The following is a 20,375-nucleotide window of genomic DNA, read 5'->3' as shown; positions in this document are numbered from 1 at the left end:
GGACGGTAACAAACGTGACAGTGTTAGCGGAACTGCCGGCAGTCACTAGCAGCGTGCCCGCGTCCAGACAACGCCGGACCAACGGTCTTCACCTGCGTAAACAGCGCTCTTCTCACCCGGAGGCACGCTCGTAACCTTCATCACACGCGTGTGGAAACCGCCCAGATCGTCGCTAAGTCCGGCGACCTCGCCCTCGTAACTCGGACACACGCAAGCTGTCACGGTATGCGAATTCGCCGCCCGGGGACGTCACCCGCAACGAGCCTCGAACCGTTCCGTCCCCCCCCCCCCGAGGGGTGCCTTGCGCCAGACCAGCCCCTTGTTTTGTTGGGTGTTGCCACGGTCATCTGATGCGCATGTCTTCACGTGTTAGTACCTGTGTGTGTTCATGTGTGCTGTCGTGGTGTGTGTCTATCCCACCCCTGTGTCACCACCACGCACACGCGGGCATAAAAATATGGGTGGTGGGTTGTGGTGGGTCATGTCGTGTGGCAGCGTCTTAGTCTCCCACACCCGCAAAGGTGCAGTACCATCAGCGCTGGCAGGCTTAGCTACCGGGTTCGGAAAGGGACCGGGCGTAACACTACCGCTATGACCACCACACAACACAACCACCACAACCCACCACCCACACGCAACCACCCACACACACGCGCGAGACAGTCACGAAAACTAGGGCAGCGGACCACAAGGGCCGCAACACCACAGATAGTGTGTGCAAGCCACACCCCACACCCCCCCCACAAAAACAAGAGGAGGCACGGCCTAGGGGTGTGTGACGTCTGTTGTGACACCCAACCCACACACGCACCACCCACCACCAACAACAGGCCAGGCGACAGGCACGCGTGTGTGAGCTACAAGAGTGTTCATTGTCTATTTATGGCTCGTCGTGTTTGTCATCAGGCAATTAGTACCAGTCAGCTCCACCACTCACGCAGCTTCCACATCTGGCCTATCAACCCCATCATCTCTAGGGACCCTCCCACACAAAAGTGTATAGAGACCTCATCTTGGAGCCGGCTTCCCGCTTAGATGCTTTCAGCGGTTATCCATCCCGAACGTAGCCAACCAGCCATGCACCTGGCGGTACAACTGGCACACCAGAGGTTCGTCCGTCCCGGTCCTCTCGTACTAGGGACAGCCCTCCTCAAGTCTCTTAACGCGCGCAGCGGATAGGGACCGAACTGTCTCACGACGTTCTGAACCCAGCTCGCGTACCGCTTTAATGGGCGAACAGCCCAACCCTTGGGACCAACTCCAGCCCCAGGATGCGACGAGCCGACATCGAGGTGCCAAACCATGCCGTCGATATGGACTCTTGGGCAAGATCAGCCTGTTATCCCCGGGGTACCTTTTATCCGTTGAGCGACCACGCTTCCACAAGCCATGGCCGGATCACTAGTTCCTGCTTTCGCACCTGCTCGACCCGTCAGTCTCACAGTCAAGCTCCCTTCTACACTTACACTCAACACCTGATTACCAACCAGGCTGAGGGAACCTTTGAGCGCCTCCGTTACCTTTTAGGAGGCAACCGCCCCAGTTAAACTACCCACCAGGCACTGTCCCTGACCCGGATCACGGGCCGAGGTTGAGATGACCAATTACATCAGAGTGGTATTTCACTTGCCGACTCCACCCCCACTAGCGTGAAGGCCTCACAGTCTCCCACCTATCCTACACAAACATAACCAGACACCAATACCAAGCTATAGTAAAGGTCCCGGGGTCTTTCCGTCCTGCTGCGCGTAACGAGCATCTTTACTCGTAATGCAATTTCGCCGAGTTCGCGGTTAAGACAGCAGGGAAGTCGTTACGCCATTCGTGCAGGTCGGAACTTACCCGACAAGGAATTTCGCTACCTTAGGATGGTTATAGTTACCACCGCCGTTTACTGGGGCTTAACTTCAAACCTTCACCCCCAAAGAGGTTGAGTCTTCCGCTTAACCTTCCAGCACCGGGCAGGCGTCAGTGCGTATACATCGCCTTACGGCTTCGCACGCACCTGTGTTTTTGATAAACAGTCGCTTCCCCCCAACATGTGCCCCCCACAAGCCCTAGCCTAGTAAACAGGCTTCAAGCCATGGGGCCTCCTTCTCCCGAAGTTACGGAGGCAATTTGCCGAGTTCCTTAACCACGATTCTCTCGCTCGCCTTGGTATACTCTACCCAACCACCAGAGTCGGTTTAGGGTACGGGCGGCTCATACTCTCACGCCGAGGCTTTTCTAGGCACCACAGGCACACCCTGTTATCCCCACAAAAAAGTGGGCCACCATCACCCTCACCCTTCACGCCTCCCGGATTTACCTAGAAGACAGGCTGCGGGCTTGAACACGGACAACCACCGCCGCGCCAGGCTACCACTGTGCGTCACCCCTGTTAACACGCTTGACAACCCACCCATGCCCCACCAAGACCACCACACAACCCACACCCCCGAAAGGGCACAGACAGGCAGTAGCGTCGGTGAGACAACACTGATGAGCGCCATGGACGATTATGAGCCGGTACCAGAATATCAACTGGTCAACCATCGACTACGCCTGACGGCCTCGCCTTAGGACCCGACTAACCCAGGGCGGATAAACCTGCCCCTGGAACCCTTGGTTTATCGGCGGACAGGATTCTCACCTGTCACTCGCTACTCATGCCTGCATTCTCACTCCCACGCAATCCACCACACGCTCACACGGCGACTTCAACTCACGCAGGACGCTCCCCTACCCCACACACCACACAGGTGTATAGCCGCGGTTTCGGCGGTATGCTTAAGCCCCGCTACATTATCGGCGCGGAACCACTTGACCAGTGAGCTATTACGCACTCTTTCAAGGATGGCTGCTTCTAAGCCAACCTCCTGGCTGTCACAGCAACTCCACATCCTTTCCCACTCAGCATACTCTTAGGGACCTTAACCGGCGATCAGGGCTGTTTCCCTCTCGACTACGAAGCTTATCCCCCGCAGTCTCACTGCCCCGCTCAACTTAACGCGCATTCGGAGTTTAGCTGACGTCAGTAACCAACACGGCCCATCAGCCAACCAGTAGCTCTACCTCACGCAAGCACACGAGACGCTGTACCTAAATACATTTCGGGGAGAACCAGCTATCACGGAGTTTGATTGGCCTTTCACCCCTACCCACAACTCATCCCCCCAGTTTTCAACCTAGGTGGGTTCGGTCCTCCACGATGTACTACCACCGCTTCAACCTGGCCATGGGTAGATCACCCCGCTTCGGGTCTACAACACGCAACTACACGCCCTTACCAGACTCGCTTTCGCTACGACTACCCCACACGGGTTAACCTCGCCACGCATCATAACTCGCAGGCTCATTCTTCAAAAGGCACGCCACCACCCACCACACAGGCAGGCTCTGACGGCTTGCAGACGCTTGGTTTCAAGAACTCTTTCACTCCCCTCCCGGGGTACTTTTCACCATTCCCTCACGGTACTAATCCACTATCGGTCACCAGGACGTATTCAGGCTTACCCAGTGGTCTGGGCAGATTCACACGAGATTCCACGAGCCCCGCGCTACTCGGGGACACCACTCAAACCCCACCAAACGATCAACCAGCTACACGACTCTCACGCACTCCGGTACAGCATCCCAACTGTTTCACCTCAACCGTCCGATAGGATCTTGGCCACGGCAGCAACCAACAAGCAGACCCCACAACACCGCACATGCAACCCCTGCCGAGTATCACACACACACGGTTTAGCCATCATCCGCTTTCGCTCGCCACTACTCACGGAATATCTTTTCCTGTAGGTACTAAGATGTTTCACTTCCCTACGTCACCCACCACAAGACTATCAATTCACCCTGTGGCAACCCGACACAACTCGGGCTAGGTTCCCCCATTCGGAAACCCCGGATCAACACTCACTCGCCAACTCCCCGGGGCTATCGCCGGCCGCAACGTCCTTCATCGGCACCTGGTACCAAGGCATCCACCAAACGCCCATACCAACAAACACAACAAACCAAAAACAAACAAGAACAAACTCGCTAAACAAGCATCACAAAGACACTCACACACACTATCCAACACACAAACACCACACCCACACCCACAACCAACCCCAACAACGAGACCAGTCACAAGCGAAGCCAACAACACACACCACCAACCACGGTCACCCCACACCCGCACGCCACCAATCAAGGCGACACACGGAACAACAGGGAACTATCAGCAGTGCACAGACGTGTTGTCCCTACACCCAACAGCATGCCGAGCATCCACACCCAAACCACCCCAACAACAACACCCAACCCCTAACAAGACCAGGCGCCATCACTAAGATGATGTTGTGTATAACCAAAAAAATTCTCCCTAGAAAGGAGGTGATCCAGCCGCACCTTCCGGTACGGCTACCTTGTTACGACTTCGTCCCAATCGCTAGTCCCACCTTCGACCACTCCCCCCACAAACGCGGTTAGGCCGCAGGCTTCGGGTGTTACCAACTTTCGTGACGTGACGGGCGGTGTGTACAAGGCCCGAGAACGTATTCACCGCAGCGTTGCTGATCTGCGATTACTAGCGACTCCACCTTCACGGGGTCGAGTTGCAGACCCCGATCCGAACTAAGACGCCCTTTAAGTGATTCGCTCCACCTCACGGTATCGCAACACACTGTAGACGCCATTGTAGCATGCGTGAAGCCCAAGACATAAGGGGCATGATGATTTGACGTCATCCCCACCTTCCTCCGAGTTAACCCCGGCAGTCTCCCACGAGTCCCCACCACAACGTGCTGGCAACATAGGACAAGGGTTGCGCTCGTTGCGGGACTTAACCCAACATCTCACGACACGAGCTGACGACAACCATGCACCACCTGCACACCGACCCGAAGGAAAACCCATCTCTGGACCGATCCGGTGCATGTCAAGCCTTGGTAAGGTTCTTCGCGTTGCATCGAATTAATCCGCATGCTCCGCCGCTTGTGCGGGCCCCCGTCAATTCCTTTGAGTTTTAGCCTTGCGGCCGTACTCCCCAGGCGGGGCACTTAATGCGTTAGCTACGGCGCAGAAACCACAACAGCCCCCACACCTAGTGCCCAACGTTTACAGCATGGACTACCAGGGTATCTAATCCTGTTCGCTCCCCATGCTTTCGCTCCTCAGCGTCAGTAACAGCCCAGAGACCCGCCTTCGCCACCGGTATTCCTCCTGATATCTGCGCATTCCACCGCTACACCAGGAATTCCAATCTCCCCTACTGCACTCAAGCCTGCCCGTACCCACCGCAAGCTAGAGGTTAAGCCCCTAGTTTTCACGACAGACGCGACAAACCGCCTACGAGCTCTTTACGCCCAATAATTCCGGACAACGCTCGCGCCCTACGTATTACCGCGGCTGCTGGCACGTAGTTAGCCGGCGCTTCTTTACCCACTCAACTCAACACACCCGAAGATGCGCCTAGACCATGAGCGAAAGAGGTTTACAACCCGAAGGCCGTCATCCCCCACGCGGCGTCGCTGCATCAGACTTGCGTCCATTGTGCAAAATTCCCCACTGCTGCCTCCCGTAGGAGTCTGGGCCGTATCTCAGTCCCAGTGTGACCGACCACCCTCTCAGGCCGGCTACCCGTCAAAGCCTTGGTAAGCCATCACCCACCAACAAGCTGATAGACCGCGAGCCCATCCCCCACCAGAAAAAACCTTTCCCAACCCCACCATGCGACAAGGCCAGAATATCCAGTATTAGCCACAATTTCTTGCAGTTATCCCGAAGAAGAGGGCAGGTTACTCACGTGTTACTCACCCGTTCGCCACTCTCACCACACGACGACAAGCGCCACGCGGATCCCGTTCGACTTGCATGTGTTAAGCACGCCGCCAGCGTTCGTCCTGAGCCAGGATCAAACTCTCCAAACAAAACAAAACAGAAAAAACCAACCCCAACCAACACACAACCCCAAAACACACCCACCCACACAAGAGCAAGCACACCCCAGAGCCACACGCCAGCCAGAACCAGTCGATCCCAACCATAAAACGACTACCCAACCACAACCACCACACCAACCACCCAGCCAGCCAACACACACCCCACAAAAGAGCACGCATCAACCAAACCAAACAACCAGCGCAACAGTCAGGCCGAGTACCCAAACAAGCATAAACACTCGACACACTGTTGAGAACACAAACAACACACCCACACCCACAACCAACCCCCAAACACGGAGACCAGCCACAGACAAGGCCACACACCCAAGAAACCCAACCACACCAACCGATCCACAAGAACCAGTCCCGGCCAAGCCCTCAACGGCGCAACAGGCATAAACACTACCCACCCACCCCCACCCGTCAAACCAAAACCACGTGACCACGCACACACCACACAACACACCCACAAACACAACAAAAAGCGGTCTGAAGCGGGTGGCAACCCGGCCGAAATAGCCGTGCGGGGCAGGACCTGGTGCCCTGCCCCACACGTAGATTGACGACGACGTGACCAGCCGAACCCGAGTGGTCGCGGATGCTGATTACTGGTTGAGCTTCGCCATGATCATCTCGCGCACAGCACCGGCGTCGGCCTGGCCCCGGGTTGCCTTCATGATCGGACCGATGAGAGCACCAATCGCCTTCATCTTCCCGCCCTTGAGCTTCTCGACGACATCAGGGTTAGCAGCCATAGCGTCGTCGACAGCAGCTTCGAGCACGGAATCATCGCGCACGATTTCGAGGCCCCGATCAGCCATGACTGTTTCGGGTTCTCCTTCGCCAGCGAGAACGCCTTCGAGGACCTGGCGAGCTAGCTTGTCGTTGAGCTTGCCCTGATCGACGAGAGCCTGCAGCGCGGCGACCTGTTGCGGCGTCGTCGGCACGTTCGCGAGTTCCATCTCGTGATCCTTCGCGTAACGCGATAGCTCACCCATCCACCATTTCCGGGCCGCCTGAGGTGCAGCGCCCGCCTCGACGGTAGCTTCGATGACGTCGAGCGCATCGGCGTTAACGACGTCGCGCATTTCTTCGGCGCTGAAACCGTATTCTTCGCGCAGCCGGCGACGCCGGCTGATCGGGAGCTCGGGCAGATTGCGACGCAACTGCGCCACCCACTCACGCGACGGTGCCACCGGCACGAGATCGGGTTCGGGGAAATAGCGGTAGTCATCGGCGTCCGATTTTTCCCGGCCGGCTGACGTCGTGGAGGTGTCTTCATGCCAATGCCGCGTTTCCTGCGTCACTGTGCCACCGGCGTTGAGGATGGCCGCCTGCCGACGCATCTCGTAGCGAACAGTACGCTCGATCGCGCGGAACGAATTGACGTTCTTGGTCTCGGTGCGCGTGCCATACGGATCCGTCGCATTCGTCCGTAGCGACACGTTGACGTCCGCGCGAACATTTCCGCGTTCCATGCGCGCTTCGGAAACACCGAGCGTTTGGAAGATGTCACGCAACGCCCTGACATAGGCCGCAGCCACTTCGGGGGCGCGCTCGCCGGCGCCCTCAATCGGCCGCGTGACGATCTCGACGAGCGGAACACCCGCACGGTTGTAGTCGACGAGGGAGTAGTCAGCTCCTTGAATTCGACCTTCAGCTCCGCCGACGTGAGTGTTCTTGCCAGCGTCCTCCTCCATATGGGCACGCTCGATGAGGACTCGGAAGATCTCGCCGTCGGACAGCTCCACATCGAGGTAGCCATCGGCGGCAATGGGTTCGTCAAACTGCGAAATCTGGTAAGCCTTCGCCAAATCGGGGTAGAAGTAGTTCTTCCGCGCAAATCGACACGTTTCGGCGATCTGGCAGTTGAGCGCCAAGCCGATCTGAATCGCGTATTCCACCGCCTGCTTGTTGACAACGGGCAACGATCCCGGCAGTCCGACGGAAACCGGCTGCAACCGCGTGTTCGGTTCGCCCCCCGACATATTGGGAGCCGCATCGAACATCTTTGTCTTGGTCCCCAGCTCGACGTGAACTTCAAGCCCGAGCACGGGATCGAACTGGCTACAGGCGTCCTCGTACGACAGCAGTTTCGCCATTATTCGGCCTCCTTCCAAGCAGCCGCCGGGCAGGTTCCGGCTACGTCATCGCTCACGCCTTCGACCACGGCAGCAACCCGATACATGGTGGCATCTTGGCGTGCCGGTGCCATCACCTGGAAACCAACCGGCAGTCCGTCCTCACCCGAGCACCCAACTGGGAGCGACATCGCGGGGATACCGGCCAGGTTCGCCGGGATCGTCGCAATGTCACACATGTACATGGCCATGGGGTCGTCGGTGCGCTCGCCCAGCTTGAACGCCGTTGTCGGCGACGTCGGCAAGACCAGCGCATCAACACGCGCGAACGCGTTGTCGAGATCGCGTTGAACGAGGGTACGTACTTTCTGCGCCGAGCCGTAGTACGCGTCGTAGTAACCGGCCGACAGCACATGAGTACCGAGAATCAGTCGACGCTTGACCTCATCCCCGAAACCCTTTTCCCGCGTCGCGGCCATGACGGTCTCCGCAGTGACAGGACCCTCATCGGGTTCAAACCGTGCCCCATAGCGAATGCCATCGAAGCGGGCCAAATTGCTCGACACTTCGGCCGGCATGATGAGGTAGTAGGCCGCGAGCGCGTATTCAAACGACGGACAATCAACTTCTTCAACAGTCGCGCCGGCCTCGCGCAGCCGCTCGACGGTCTGGGCAAACAGGCGAGTAACCTCGGGATCAAAGCCTTCGCCGCTAGCCTGCTTGACGACACCGAGCGTCAGGCCAGCAAGATCTGCGTCTTCGACGGCTTGTCCGAGGGCGGGTACCGGTTCATCAAGCGAGGTCGAGTCAAACGAATCATGTCCGCCGATGAGTTCTTGCAATGCCGCAGCATCAGCAACGGTGCGTGTAACGGGGCCGATCTGGTCCAACGATGAAGCCATCGCTATCAGCCCGTACCGTGACACCGCCCCATAGGTCGGCTTGACCCCCACCGTGCCGGTCACAGCTCCGGGCTGACGGATCGAGCCGCCGGTGTCAGAACCCAGGGCAAGGGGAACGAAGAAGGCCGACACAGCTGCGGCGGACCCACCGCCCGACCCACCGGGGATGCGATCGAGATCCCACGGATTATGTGTCGGACCGTAGCAGGAGTGTTCGGTGGAAGATCCCATCGCGAACTCATCCATGTTTGTCTTGCCGACGATGGGAAGCTTGGCATCCTTAAGTTTGCGGATCACCGTCGCGTCGTAGGGCGGCTTCCATCCGGCGAGGATGCGAGAACAGCACGTCGTGTCCTGACCGCGAGTAACCATATTGTCTTTCACGGCAATGGGTACACCGGCGAGAGGATGCAGATCGGCACCGCGGGTGCGGGCCTCATCCACCTCGCGAGCGGTTGCTAGGGCTCCCTCGCGGTCGAGGGAAACGAATGCACGAACGTCACCATCGAACGCATCAATGCGAGCAAAACAGGCTTCGGTCAGCTCGACGCTGGTGATCGTGCCGGCACGCAGCTGAGCGGCAAGATCAAGTGCGCTCAGAGTAAGGTCAACGCTCATGTCACTCCTCCCCTAGGATCTGCGGGACGCGGAATTGACCGTTTTCGGCAGCGGGTGCGCCAGCGAGCAATTCATCGCGGTCGAGGACATCGCCCGCGATGTCCTCACGCCACACGTTCCTCAGGGGGATGGGATGCGAGGTTGCCTCGACATCCGGAGTCGCCACCTCTGACACCTTCGCGACAGCACTAGCGATCACGTCCAGTTCGCTGGCAAACCGCGTGACTTCCTCTTCGGTTAGGGCAATCCGAGCCAGCTTTGCGACTCGGGCTACCTCATCGGTAGAAATTGTCAACATGGTGCCAGCTTAGCCGGCGCAGTCGCGGCGTGAGGAGAGCCGACCACTCGCTTACCCCACGCCGGCGCCACGGTTTGTGCCGTTCCGCGCTCGGCGGGGATTCGCTAACCTGAGCATTATGACGCTGTGGCGGAGGGCGAGGCAGACAGGCTCGACAATGTGGCGAGCGACGAAGATCGCGTGCGGAATCCTCTCGGCCGCGCAAGCTAGCGCAATCGCCGGTCTCGTCGTCATAGATGAACTACGAAAGATGCGCTCCGTTCCCTCGCTGGACGGCTATCCAACAGTTGATCCCGAGCCTGCACAGGTTGCCGGAACGACCATCGAGTCCTACATGGACGGCGAGTCCCTGTACGCCGACATGCTCACCGCCATCGACAACGCGCGCCACCAGGTCTATTTCGAAACGTTCATCTGGAAGAGTGACGGCATTGGGCAGCGTTTCAAAGATGCCTGCATCGCAGCAGCTCATCGGGGCGTCGAAGTGTTCCTCATCTACGACGCGTTCGCAAACCTCGTTGTCGATCCTCGCTTCTTTCACTTCCCGCCTCACGACAACCTGCACGTCCTGCGCTACTCCCTCTTCCACACCGGACGCGATCACCGAAAGATCCTTGTCGTCGATGGTGAGGTCGGTTTTGTCGGCGGCTACAACATCAGCGAGAAATACACGACGACCCAGTGGCGTGACACGCATGTGCGACTCCAGGGGCCATCCGTGTGGGAACTGGAAAATGCGTTCGTCGACTTTTGGAACACGCATCGTCGCCGTCACCTGCCAGCGATCGCCGACACGGGCGCGCGCGCGTGGGACGCCCGGGTGTCGGCGAGCCTCAACGATCCCCGGAGAATGCTATTCCCCGTCCGTGGTCTCTACATCGACGCTCTCGAACGCGCGCGCCACACAGCCTTCATCACCTCGGCGTACTTCATTCCCGACCGCGTCATTCAGCAAGCTTTGCTCGACGCGGCCGCTCGCAACGTGACGATCAAGGTCCTCGTTCCCGAGAAATCGAACCATGTCATCGCGGACTGGGTCTCACGCGCCTACATGACAGATCTCGTGCGTGCCGGAGTCGAGGTCTGGCTGTACCACGACGTCATGATTCACGCGAAAACCGCCGTAGTTGATAGGCGCTGGGTCACCGTGGGAACTGCCAACATCGACCGACTGTCGATGACGGGAAACTACGAGGTCAATCTCCAGATTCACGACCGAGACATGGCTGCGCATATGGAAGAAATCTTCTTCGCGGACTTGACGAACGCGACGCGTGTGGATCCCGAGGTCTGGGAGCAACGCTCCCTCGTGCGTCGGGGGCTGGAGCGTCTGCTCAAGCCCCTCGGATTTCTTATCTGATCCCGAGCTAGGAGGTGCGGCTCGGCACCTCGCCGGCGAGCAACCGCTCAAAATCGCCCGCGTCGACGACCGGAATACCCAGCTGTTCAGCCTTTGCCAGTTTGGAACCGGCACCACTTCCCGCCACGAGGACGTCGGTTTTCTTCGACACGGACGAGGCGGCTTTCGCACCTCGCACGGCTAGCGCTTCCTTCGCAGACTCGCGGGTATAACCATCGACGCTGCCCGAGACGACAATCGTCAATCCCTCAAGGACCTGAGGGGCCTCCGCACGGCGATCGTCTTCCATGCGTACTCCCGACGCTGCCCATCCCTCGACAATCGCGACGTGGTCGGGGTCGACAAACCAATCGCGCACCGATTCCGCGATCACCTCGCCTACGCCATCAACGGCTGCCAATTGGTCCGTGTCCGCTTCACGAATCGCGCGCATTGAACCAAACGCGCGGGCCAGAGCTTGGGCAGCAGTCGGCCCAACGTGACGTATCGACAACCCGACAAGTACTCGCCACAGCGGCTGCGACTTCGCCTTGTCCAACTGGGCAACAAGTTGCTCGATGAGCTTGTTCGGGCGTTCTTCCTGCCCCTTAAGCCACTGGGTCGGATCGGATTTCTTGCGTCGCCCAACGCTCCAGAAATAGCGCACCTGTCGCCATACGTACTCCCCCGCCCCGGCGTCTTGCACCGCCTTCGGTGCGGCGCTATAGCGCCACACATAAACGTCGCGAACAGCTTCGACGTCAAGATCAAAAATGCCGGCTTCTCCGTGCAACACGGGGGACATGGCCGGGGGAAGCAACCGATCGGCAACGTCGATGAGATCGGCCTCGTCGACTCCGGCGCGCTCGCATTCGCCCATCGTCACGACCGTGGTGCCGTCGGCCAACAACACCGGTTCTCCGCTAACAAGGCTGGCTGCGACGGCATCACGGTCGGCCTCTGGCTGTGTCAGCGCGAGAGCAGCCTCTGCACCGAGACCTTCCACATCGAAAGCGCCACGTGAGCCAATATGCGCAATGCGCTCGGTGAGTTGTGCCGGACAGTGCGCGCGATTGGGGCATCGCCAATCAGCCTCGCCCTCGCGCGACGGAGCCAACGGCGCACCACATGACGGACACTCACTGGGCATCACAAAAGGTTCTTCGGTGCCCGTGCGCCGTTCAACAACCGGGGCGACGATCTCAGGGATGACGTCGCCGGCCTTACGCAACACAACGATGTCGCCTTTGAGGACACCTTTGCGCTCAACCTCCTGCGGGTTATGCAGGGTTGCCCGTTCAACATGTGACCCGGCAACGAGGACTTTTTCCATCACTCCGTACGGTGTGACTCGGCCGGTGCGTCCGACTTGAACTCGGATGTCGAGCAGCCGGGTAAAGACTTCTTGAGGCGGAAACTTGTACGCCACCGCCCACCGGGGAGTGCGTGCGCGCGATCCCAACGCATTTTGAAGACCACGCTCATTTACCTTGATGACGACGCCATCGATCTCGTGGGAGATATGTGAGCGCTCACGTCCAATCGTCTCGATGATGGATTCGACGGTCTCGAGGGAGTCCGCCACGCGCGTATACGGCGATGTCGGCAGCCCCCATTGGCTGAGCTTGGCATAGAAATCATCGAGATCACGCGGGGCATCGGCGGGAGTCGTGTCTCCCCACCGCACCTCCCCAACGCCATGGGCGATCATCGACAACGGTCGCGTGGCCGTCACTGCCGGATTCTTTTGCCGCAACGAGCCGGCGGCTGCATTACGGGGATTGACGAAAGGCTTTTCGTGTGCGGCAACCCGCGCGGCGTTAAACTCCGCAAACTCGGCGAGCGGGAAATAAATCTCGCCACGTACCTCCATGAGGTCAGGATGCCCCGTGCCCGCCAACTGCTGAGGAATCGCCGAAATAGTCCGGACGTTGGCCGTAACGTCTTCGCCAATTCGCCCGTCACCACGCGTCGCTGCTCGCTCGAGGTGACCACGACGATAGAGGAGGTTCACGGCCAGCCCGTCAATTTTCACCTCGACGGTAACGCGTATGCGCTCCAGCCCAAGCTCCGTGTGAATCCGCGTCCACCACGCGCGCACCTCTTCCAGAGAAAAGACATCCTCCAGCGAGGCCATGGGACTGAGATGAGTCACCGGGGAGAAAGCAACCTGGCGTGTGCCCCCGACTGTCTGTGTTGGCGAATCAGGACTCACGAGCTCGGGATAGCGCTCCTCAAGCTGTTTGAGCTGCCGAAAGCTCGCGTCGTAATCGGCATCCGATCGAACGGGCTGGTCACGGTCGTAGTAATGGTGGCGGTCCTCTTCAATGCGGGCAACCAGGTCAGCATGCTCATGCCGCGCCCGTTCTAGGCTCAGCTCGTGATCCGTCGTTTCGGCCATGTCTTCTATCATGACCGCTGACACCGCACTTGTCTGCGCCGTGTCATTCGTGTGTCCCCAACCGTTAGTAACTTGAACCGTATCCACTGAACTCGAAAGAGTTCATGGGCACGTATGCGACATCGCCATAGCGTCGTGCCCATGTCCGCATCGTCCCGCCGCGCCGCCCGCGCCGCACTGCGCGTGCGCTGGCATGCGCAAGCCATAGCGGGACCAGCAGCTGGCCTTGTTACCCCGTTAACGGGAACCCAATTTCTCGGTCGTGATCTCTTTCCCGACCCAACAATGTCGCTCTACCACATCGAAACCCGCGCCACCGCCCACGGCGTTTCCGTCGTCGACGCCGGCTCACGTAACGGAACGTATCAGCGCATTGGAAGGCGATGGATTCCGTTAACAACTCGGCGACGGTGGCGCACGCGCGTGCGCCTCGCCTTGGGAGAAACACATCTGCAGATCGCGCCTCGCCCCGTTGATCTGAGCATTACCCTCCCGCGTCCCGCACGCCCGGTTACGTGGCTGCGCCCCTTGGCACTGCCCACCCTCGTCTTCTTCCCCCTCATGCTCGGACGCATCGCACCCGTAGCTGCGGCCGGGGCCGGACTTCTCATCGGGGTAGCAGCCACCGTGTGGGCTGCGCGAGCCTGGCATACACGGGTGGCACCACCATCGCCGGCGCAGGTGCTCCTTGCCGCTGCGGCCGGTCCTCGATCAGCACCAGATCAACCGATCAGCGCATGGTTGGGGGGGTGCGCATGGTTGGGGGCATCGCGACTGCGACGTCATCCCATCGTCATTGCCGACGGAGAGCGCATATGCTTCATCGGGCCGCGGGCCCACGGGGGGCGCGTTGGGTAGCAGCACAGATAGGTGTAGCGGGTGGCGCGCAAATCCGAGAAGGCACCCGCAACTTTCAGGCTCCCGACAAGGCTCCTGTACTGACAATCGCTCCGCCCACAGTTGCCCTGCCATCCGGCCGTACCCTCACATGGGCGTCATCGCCCGCGACTGCCCCGTCGTGGTCGACGCGGCTTGTACAGGTTCCCCGCGGCATGCCCGCGCTATCGCCACCGTGGTGGGACGAGCTATGTGGTTATCTCGAGGCGCACTCGACTGCGCACGACGATCTTCCCGCGCTCGTCAAGGTCGACGAACGCTTGGCTGGAGAGACAGACTTAACCGTGTCGTCTCTGATCAACGGTGGCGACCTTACCGAGATGAGTCCACTCCGGATCACCTCCGCGCCTGGCTCGGAATCGGTGAGGCGGGAGCGGTTGACGTCGATCTTGTCTGCGATGGTCCCCATGCTCTCGTTGCTGGCACAACGGGATCCGGAAAATCTGAGGCCTTGGTAACGTGGCTGCTCGGACTCGCATGGCGTTATCCCCCGTCACAACTCGGACTGGTTCTCGTCGACTACAAGGGCGGCGAAACCTTTGCCGCGTTGGCTCCTCTTCCCACGTGTGCGGAGTCGTATCCGACTTGGACGCGCAGGCAACACGGCGTGCATTGCAGTCGTTGACGGCAGAGTTGGCTCGCCGCGAGCGCTTGCGCCAAGCGAGGCGATCCGTGGGTCGGCGCCTCATCGTTGTCATCGATGAGTTTCGCCGTCTCGCCGAAGACGAACCGGAATTATTGACGTCGCTGCTACGCATCGCCACAATCGGACGATCGCTGGGGTTCATGTCATCTTGGCGACGCAGCGGCCCGCGGGTATCGTCGTCCACATGCGGGCGAATCTACCGCTGCGCTTGTGTCTACGTGTTCTGGAGAACGCTGATTCTCACGACGTTTTGGGCACGTCGGCCGCTGCACACCTCCCACGCGTCCCGGCCGCGGAATCCTCATGGCAATGGCCACGTGCAAGTGGCCTATGTCGGGAACCAGGAGGAAGTGAAGCGACATGTCACGGCTCTGCGTACAGCCTGGGACACGCTGGCTCCACACCGGCTCGATCCTCCGTGGGCACCGCCCTTACCGACCGGATTGATTGGAACGAACGCACGAAGTGGTCGACGCACCGGACCACACCGCAATCGGGTGGCACGACCTCCCACCGAGCAACGCATATGTTCACTCACGTTGCCATCTACCTTGAGCGCACTCGTCGTCGGGGCCCCAGGTTCGGGCCGCACGACGGCGCCCGTGCGTGTGCACGCGCCTTCGCCGAACGTGGCATCGCCTGCCACGTCATCGCACGCCCCGGCACCCATTGGCCCGAAGCAACAACGTTGCTATCAACCCACCGATGTTGCCCTGGCGTGGGAACTCCTCATGCGCGTTACTCATCTGAGTGGTCTGGTGGTAATCGACGGCGTGGACGACCTGTTGAGCGAGAGCGACCGGCTCCTCGGCATCGGTGCAATGTCAGAGCTGCTCGCTTCCCTCGCACGACGTCGAGGACCTGACGCACACGTTGTCCTCACGGATCCGCGACGTTAGCCACCGCACGCTGGACTCATTCGTTGCGCCAACACATCGTGTACCGATCCGGCACCGATGGAAGCCGCGCACGTCGGACTGACTACACGCCAATGTGACGATATTGATCGTCCCGGGCGAGCCATATGGATGGAAGACGGACATAACTCACTCGTTCATTTCGCCACTCCTCCCTCAGTTACGCCTGCGCGCGCCACCGATTCGTCGCACCCCATCGTCGTACCACTGCGCGAACCTCCACCCCACAGCTCCGCCGACGTCATCGCGATGACTACGCCGGAAAACGCCCCTCTCCGAATCACCAAGCACCGATCCTGGATAGTGGCTGCGCCCCGGGGCCGTTACGCGAATCGCGCGCGCGTGGTCACCGTGCCTATGACGAGGTGGGGCAACCTGCCTCGATCATCGATCTCGACGGCACAGACATCCCCTCAGCTTTCACTCTCATCGCGCCTCGTCGTCTTTACGTCTCCCAGTCGTCTTCGCCAGACATATGCCGGACCACTACATGAGCTGCGCGAGAACGCAGGCGTTATTGTCTGCGCCCACGACAGCGAGCTTCGAGCGATGGTACCGCCAGACTTCACCCATCTCGCTGCCCTAGACCCGTCGTCTCCAGCACGCGGCCTCTACATTTCACGTGGTGTGGCTCACCAACTCGCTCTCCGACGTCCGCCAATGTGACACATTCCACCCAACTGTTCGGTTTTTATCGGACGGGAAGTCTTGTTTTCCCACTCGCGGCGGGCCAAGATGGTTGCGTTACTTGACGTACAGGCATTGCGGCTTAGGGCGAGACCCTGGGCCGTCTTCTTTTGCCTAAAGCACAAGGAGGCACACCATGGATTGGCGCAGCCGCGCGGCCTGTCTGGCCGAAGACCCCGAGCTGTTTTTCCCCATCGGCAACACGGGTCCCGCTATCGCTCAAGCAGAGCGCGCGAAGGCGGTCTGCGCCACCTGCGAGGTCACGGAAACGTGTCTTACGTGGGCGCTCGATAACAATCAGGACGCAGGAGTCTGGGGCGGTATGGCCGAGGACGAGCGCCGCTCGCTCAAGCGCCGGCGGGCCCGCGCGCGTCGTGCCAGCTAGCGCGAGTCGCTGCTTCTGCTCGACAAGCCACCCTCACGGGTGGCTTTTTTCTATCTAATCATCCTGATCGATCCTGCGGCGTCCTTCGAACGCGCGGCCGAGCGTCACTTCATCGGCATATTCGAGATCACCACCGACCGGAAGACCCGAAGCTAATCGGGTCACCGGAATCCCGATAGTCGCGATAGTACGGGTCAAATACGTGGCAGTGGCCTCACCCTCGATGTTGGGATCCGTCGCAATAATGATTTCTTGAACGGCTTCATCGCCGAGCCGATGAAGCAACTCGCGCACACGCAATTGATCGGGGCCGATCCCGTTGATCGGATCGATCGCCCCGCCAAGCACATGATAGAGGCCGCGATACGACCGCGTGCGTTCGATCGCTCCAACGTCTTTTGCTTCCTCCACAACGCAGATCAGGCTCTGGTCGCGGCGCGGATCACGACAAATGCTACACAGATCTTCCTCGCTAATGTTGCCACACTGATCGCAAAAACGAACGTGATCTTTTACCGCAATGAGTGCCGCCGAGAGCATCACAACCTCTTCGCGAGGGCGTGACAATACGTGAAACGCGATGCGTTGCGCAGATTTTGGCCCGACACCTGGAAGTCTTCCAAGCTCGTCGATGAGGCTTTGTAATGCACCGTCATACACTGCTCGAATCCCTCCGCCTAATGTGCCGATTGAGATGATGAATCGTTGAGCGGGATTTCGTCGACAACGGTCCCACCAAGAACCTCACTGAGAACTGCCACCCCGCTCATGTGGTCAGTCGGTTCCTCTTCCAAAGGCACCGTGTCGTCGAGATCGACCTCGTCGTCGGATGCCTCTCGCTGATCGTGCTGAGATACCTCCGCCTCATCAAGAATCCACTGATCCTCGCCATCGTCCTCCGGCGTCGCCACCGCATAGAGGCCACCGCGCGCCACCAACGTTTCCGCGTCACCCGCTGCTTGCCCCGATTCCGCTGGATGTGGATCGTTGTAAGCTGCCGGCTGCGATTCATCAGAGTTCTTCAGCTCTGCGATAGCGGCAGATTGGGGAATCGCGGCGGTCTCGGGCCACGTTCCACCGCTAGCACTAGTCGTTCTATCCGATGGCGCAGGGACAGGCGGGGTGGCAGGTTCAGGCCACCCCGTATCTTGCGCACGCTGTGACGGCCCGGATGGTGTCTGCGACAGAGAACGATCAGCGACGACAGGGGCGTTGACGGGGCTATCAGACCGGCGCGGCGTGGGAATGTTTTCGCCGCCGTTGCCGGTCACACCGCGCACCTCAAGTTTCACACCGAGGACGTTGTTGACGGCATCGGCTACACGCCCCGGATGCGGCCCTTGCGAGAATTGTTGGGCCGAACCCTCCGATTGGAACACGAGCGTCAGGGTTTCCTCGCTAACCGCTCCGATTTCGGCGGTCGATTTCACCCGCATCCACGTCACTTTACTGATTCGCTCGAGTGCGCTCAGGACCTCGTTCCATCGCTGCGTGACCTGGTCCGAAAGCTGAGCCCACTGCGCGTCCGGATGTGCTACGCGGGGAGTCTCAACTGATTCACGCTTTCCTGGAGTCTGCTCGGAAGACCGCGACGTCGGGTGCTGAGGCGGAAGTTCCGGCTCCCGTGCATTTCGTGCAGCCTCGTCATCTCTAGCGGGGGGAACATCAAGACTGACAGCCGGCTTACCTTCCGGTTCCCCTACAGGCTGCTGAGCACCATGTGCGGCCGCGGCCTCTTCATCGCGGCCCTCACTGGAGGCTGTAGCGCCGCGAGCGTCATCGTGTTCACGCGCCGGGACCGTATCGTCCGGCGCGGTCTCGTCTTTCTGCGCGGAGGATCCGGCTTTCTCGGGTCTCTGCACGTGTCCGGAACCCCCGTCCGGCCCGTCCAAATCCCTACGGGTGCCGTCATCAACGTGCGCCTCAACGGTCGCCTCCCCCTCAGAGAGGGAGCCATTTTCAGCGGATTGGTCTGTGGCGGTGGCAGATTGATCTGTTGTGTTCTCCCATCGCACGGGCCCCGCTCCGGCAGGAGATGGCGGCTGAGCGGCCGACTGCTGGTTCGCGGCACGAGCCGCCCGGCGTTGAGCGAGATAGTCACGCACATCGGCGCCGGACGATGCCTTCGGTGTGCCTTCGTCTTCGCGGGAATCAGCTGCGTGCGGCGACGCAGCCACTGCGGGCGCAATCGGAAGGAGCAACTTCGCTGCGAGAATCTCCAGATGTAGGCGCGGCGACGTGGCACCAACCATCGCCGTCAGCGCCTGATTTGCCAAGTCGGCAGCGTGGGTCAACGCTCGCGGCCCTATTGACTGCGCCTGAGCGTGCATCTGAGCGAACTCGTCCTCCGACACCGCGGCAAAAACCGCGCGCGCGTCCTCGCCAGCCAGGGCAATGACGACGAGATCGCGAAGCCGCTGCAAAAGATCCTCAACTAAACGACGCGGATCATGCCCCGAGGAAATAGACTCTTCAATAAGTCCAAACAATTCGGGAGCATCTGCGTCGGCGATAGCGTCGACAGCGCGCGCGAGTATCGCCTGATCGGTATACCCCAACAACGCGACAGCCCGCTGGTATTCAACAACGCGATCCTCAGAACCAGCTATCAGCTGGTCGAGAATCGACAGCGAATCACGCACAGACCCTCCACCCGCGCGAACAATGAGCGGAGCCACCCCGCCGTCTAGGCGAACGTCTTCTTCGGCGCACAGGTGCTCGAGATACTCACCCATCGTTTCGGGAGGAACCAAGCGGAAAGGATAGTGATGAGTCCGCGACCGAATCGTTCCGATGACCTTTTCCGGCTCCGTCGTTGCGAAAATAAACAGAACGTGCTCGGGCGGCTCCTCAACAATTTTCAGCAGCGCATTGAATCCTGCGGATGTGACCATGTGCGCTTCGTCGAGAATGAAGATCTTATAGCGATCTCGAACTGGAGCGAACGCAGCCCGCTCGCGCAACTCGCGCGCATCGTCAACACCGTTGTGACTCGCGGCGTCGATTTCGACGACATCGAGCGCCCCCCCACCACCGGTCGCCAGCTCACGGCACGAATCACAGGTGCCGCAAGGGACATCCGTCGGCCCCTCAGCGCAGTTCAAGCACCGCGCCATAATGCGTGCTGACGTTGTCTTCCCGCACCCACGTGGTCCGGAAAACAGATACGCGTGGTTGATCCGCCCGCCACGCAGCGCGGCCATAAGCGGCTGAGTCACATGCTCTTGGCCAATGACCTGCGCAAATGTGTCGGGACGGTAGCGTCGATACAGTGCGGTGCTCACCCGATCCACTC

General features: G+C 59.9%; 9 protein-coding genes and 3 rRNA genes. 3 read left to right on the top strand and 9 right to left on the bottom strand.

The window, feature by feature from the left end:
• Positions 1-486: 486 nt before the first annotated feature.
• The 6 genes from rrf to gatC form a co-directional block, all read right to left on the bottom strand.
• A 5S ribosomal RNA gene (rrf, locus tag H8R18_RS01460) occupies positions 487-603 on the bottom strand.
• A 287-nt stretch (positions 604-890) separates the two neighbouring features.
• Positions 891-3,989 (bottom strand): 23S ribosomal RNA (locus H8R18_RS01455).
• Positions 3,990-4,352: 363 nt separating this feature from the next.
• Positions 4,353-5,894 (bottom strand): 16S ribosomal RNA (locus H8R18_RS01450).
• Together the 16S, 23S and 5S rRNA genes form the textbook arrangement of a ribosomal RNA operon.
• A gap of 620 nt (positions 5,895-6,514) precedes the next feature.
• Positions 6,515-8,011 (bottom strand): Asp-tRNA(Asn)/Glu-tRNA(Gln) amidotransferase subunit GatB, encoded by a 1,497-nt coding sequence (gatB, locus tag H8R18_RS01445; protein WP_191071919.1) that lies wholly within the window; start codon positions 8,009-8,011, stop codon positions 6,515-6,517.
• The gene (gene gatA, locus H8R18_RS01440) at positions 8,011-9,510 is read right to left on the bottom strand and encodes an Asp-tRNA(Asn)/Glu-tRNA(Gln) amidotransferase subunit GatA (protein ID WP_191071918.1); all 1,500 of its coding nucleotides are present in this window, start codon (positions 9,508-9,510) and stop codon (positions 8,011-8,013) included. Before gatA ends, gatB begins: the two co-directional genes overlap by 1 nt.
• 1 nt (position 9,511) lies before the next feature.
• Entirely contained in the window at positions 9,512-9,808 is a 297-nt protein-coding gene (gene gatC, locus H8R18_RS01435) for an Asp-tRNA(Asn)/Glu-tRNA(Gln) amidotransferase subunit GatC (protein WP_191071917.1), read from the bottom strand.
• Positions 9,809-9,965: 157 nt separating this feature from the next.
• Here gatC and H8R18_RS01430 point away from each other — a divergent pair, with 157 nt between their 5' ends.
• Positions 9,966-11,168 carry a phospholipase D-like domain-containing protein gene (locus H8R18_RS01430; protein ID WP_227712834.1) on the top strand — a complete coding sequence of 401 codons (1,203 nt, stop codon included), beginning with the start codon at positions 9,966-9,968 and terminating at the stop codon, positions 11,166-11,168.
• Between the two features lie 7 nt (positions 11,169-11,175).
• Here H8R18_RS01430 and ligA read toward each other — a convergent pair whose 3' ends face one another.
• Positions 11,176-13,548 (bottom strand): NAD-dependent DNA ligase LigA, encoded by a 2,373-nt coding sequence (gene ligA / locus H8R18_RS01425; protein ID WP_191071915.1) that lies wholly within the window; start codon positions 13,546-13,548, stop codon positions 11,176-11,178.
• A 988-nt stretch (positions 13,549-14,536) separates the two neighbouring features.
• Between ligA and H8R18_RS01420 the strand changes: the two genes are divergently transcribed.
• Together H8R18_RS01420 and H8R18_RS01415 are read left to right on the top strand one after the other, a co-directional pair.
• Complete coding sequence (locus H8R18_RS01420) at positions 14,537-15,070, top strand: FtsK/SpoIIIE domain-containing protein (RefSeq protein ID WP_194189333.1); 534 nt, start codon at positions 14,537-14,539, stop codon at positions 15,068-15,070.
• A gap of 1,761 nt (positions 15,071-16,831) precedes the next feature.
• A complete protein-coding gene (locus H8R18_RS01415; RefSeq protein ID WP_191071913.1) occupies positions 16,832-17,080 on the top strand; it encodes a WhiB family transcriptional regulator in 249 nt (82 codons plus the stop codon).
• 54 nt (positions 17,081-17,134) lie between these two features.
• Here H8R18_RS01415 and recR read toward each other — a convergent pair whose 3' ends face one another.
• Both recR and H8R18_RS01405 read right to left on the bottom strand, forming a co-directional pair.
• Entirely contained in the window at positions 17,135-17,749 is a 615-nt protein-coding gene (recR, locus tag H8R18_RS01410) for a recombination mediator RecR (protein WP_227712890.1), read from the bottom strand.
• An 8-nt stretch (positions 17,750-17,757) separates the two neighbouring features.
• On the bottom strand, positions 17,758-20,364 hold the full coding sequence (locus H8R18_RS01405; RefSeq protein WP_191071911.1) for a DNA polymerase III subunit gamma and tau: 2,607 nt from the start codon (positions 20,362-20,364) through the stop codon (positions 17,758-17,760).
• Between the last annotated feature and the right edge of the window lie 11 nt (positions 20,365-20,375).

This window comes from Nanchangia anserum, from assembly GCF_015240065.1.
GTDB lineage: Bacteria > Actinomycetota > Actinomycetes > Actinomycetales > Actinomycetaceae > Nanchangia > Nanchangia anserum.
This window is presented reverse-complemented; position numbering and strand designations above follow the sequence as displayed.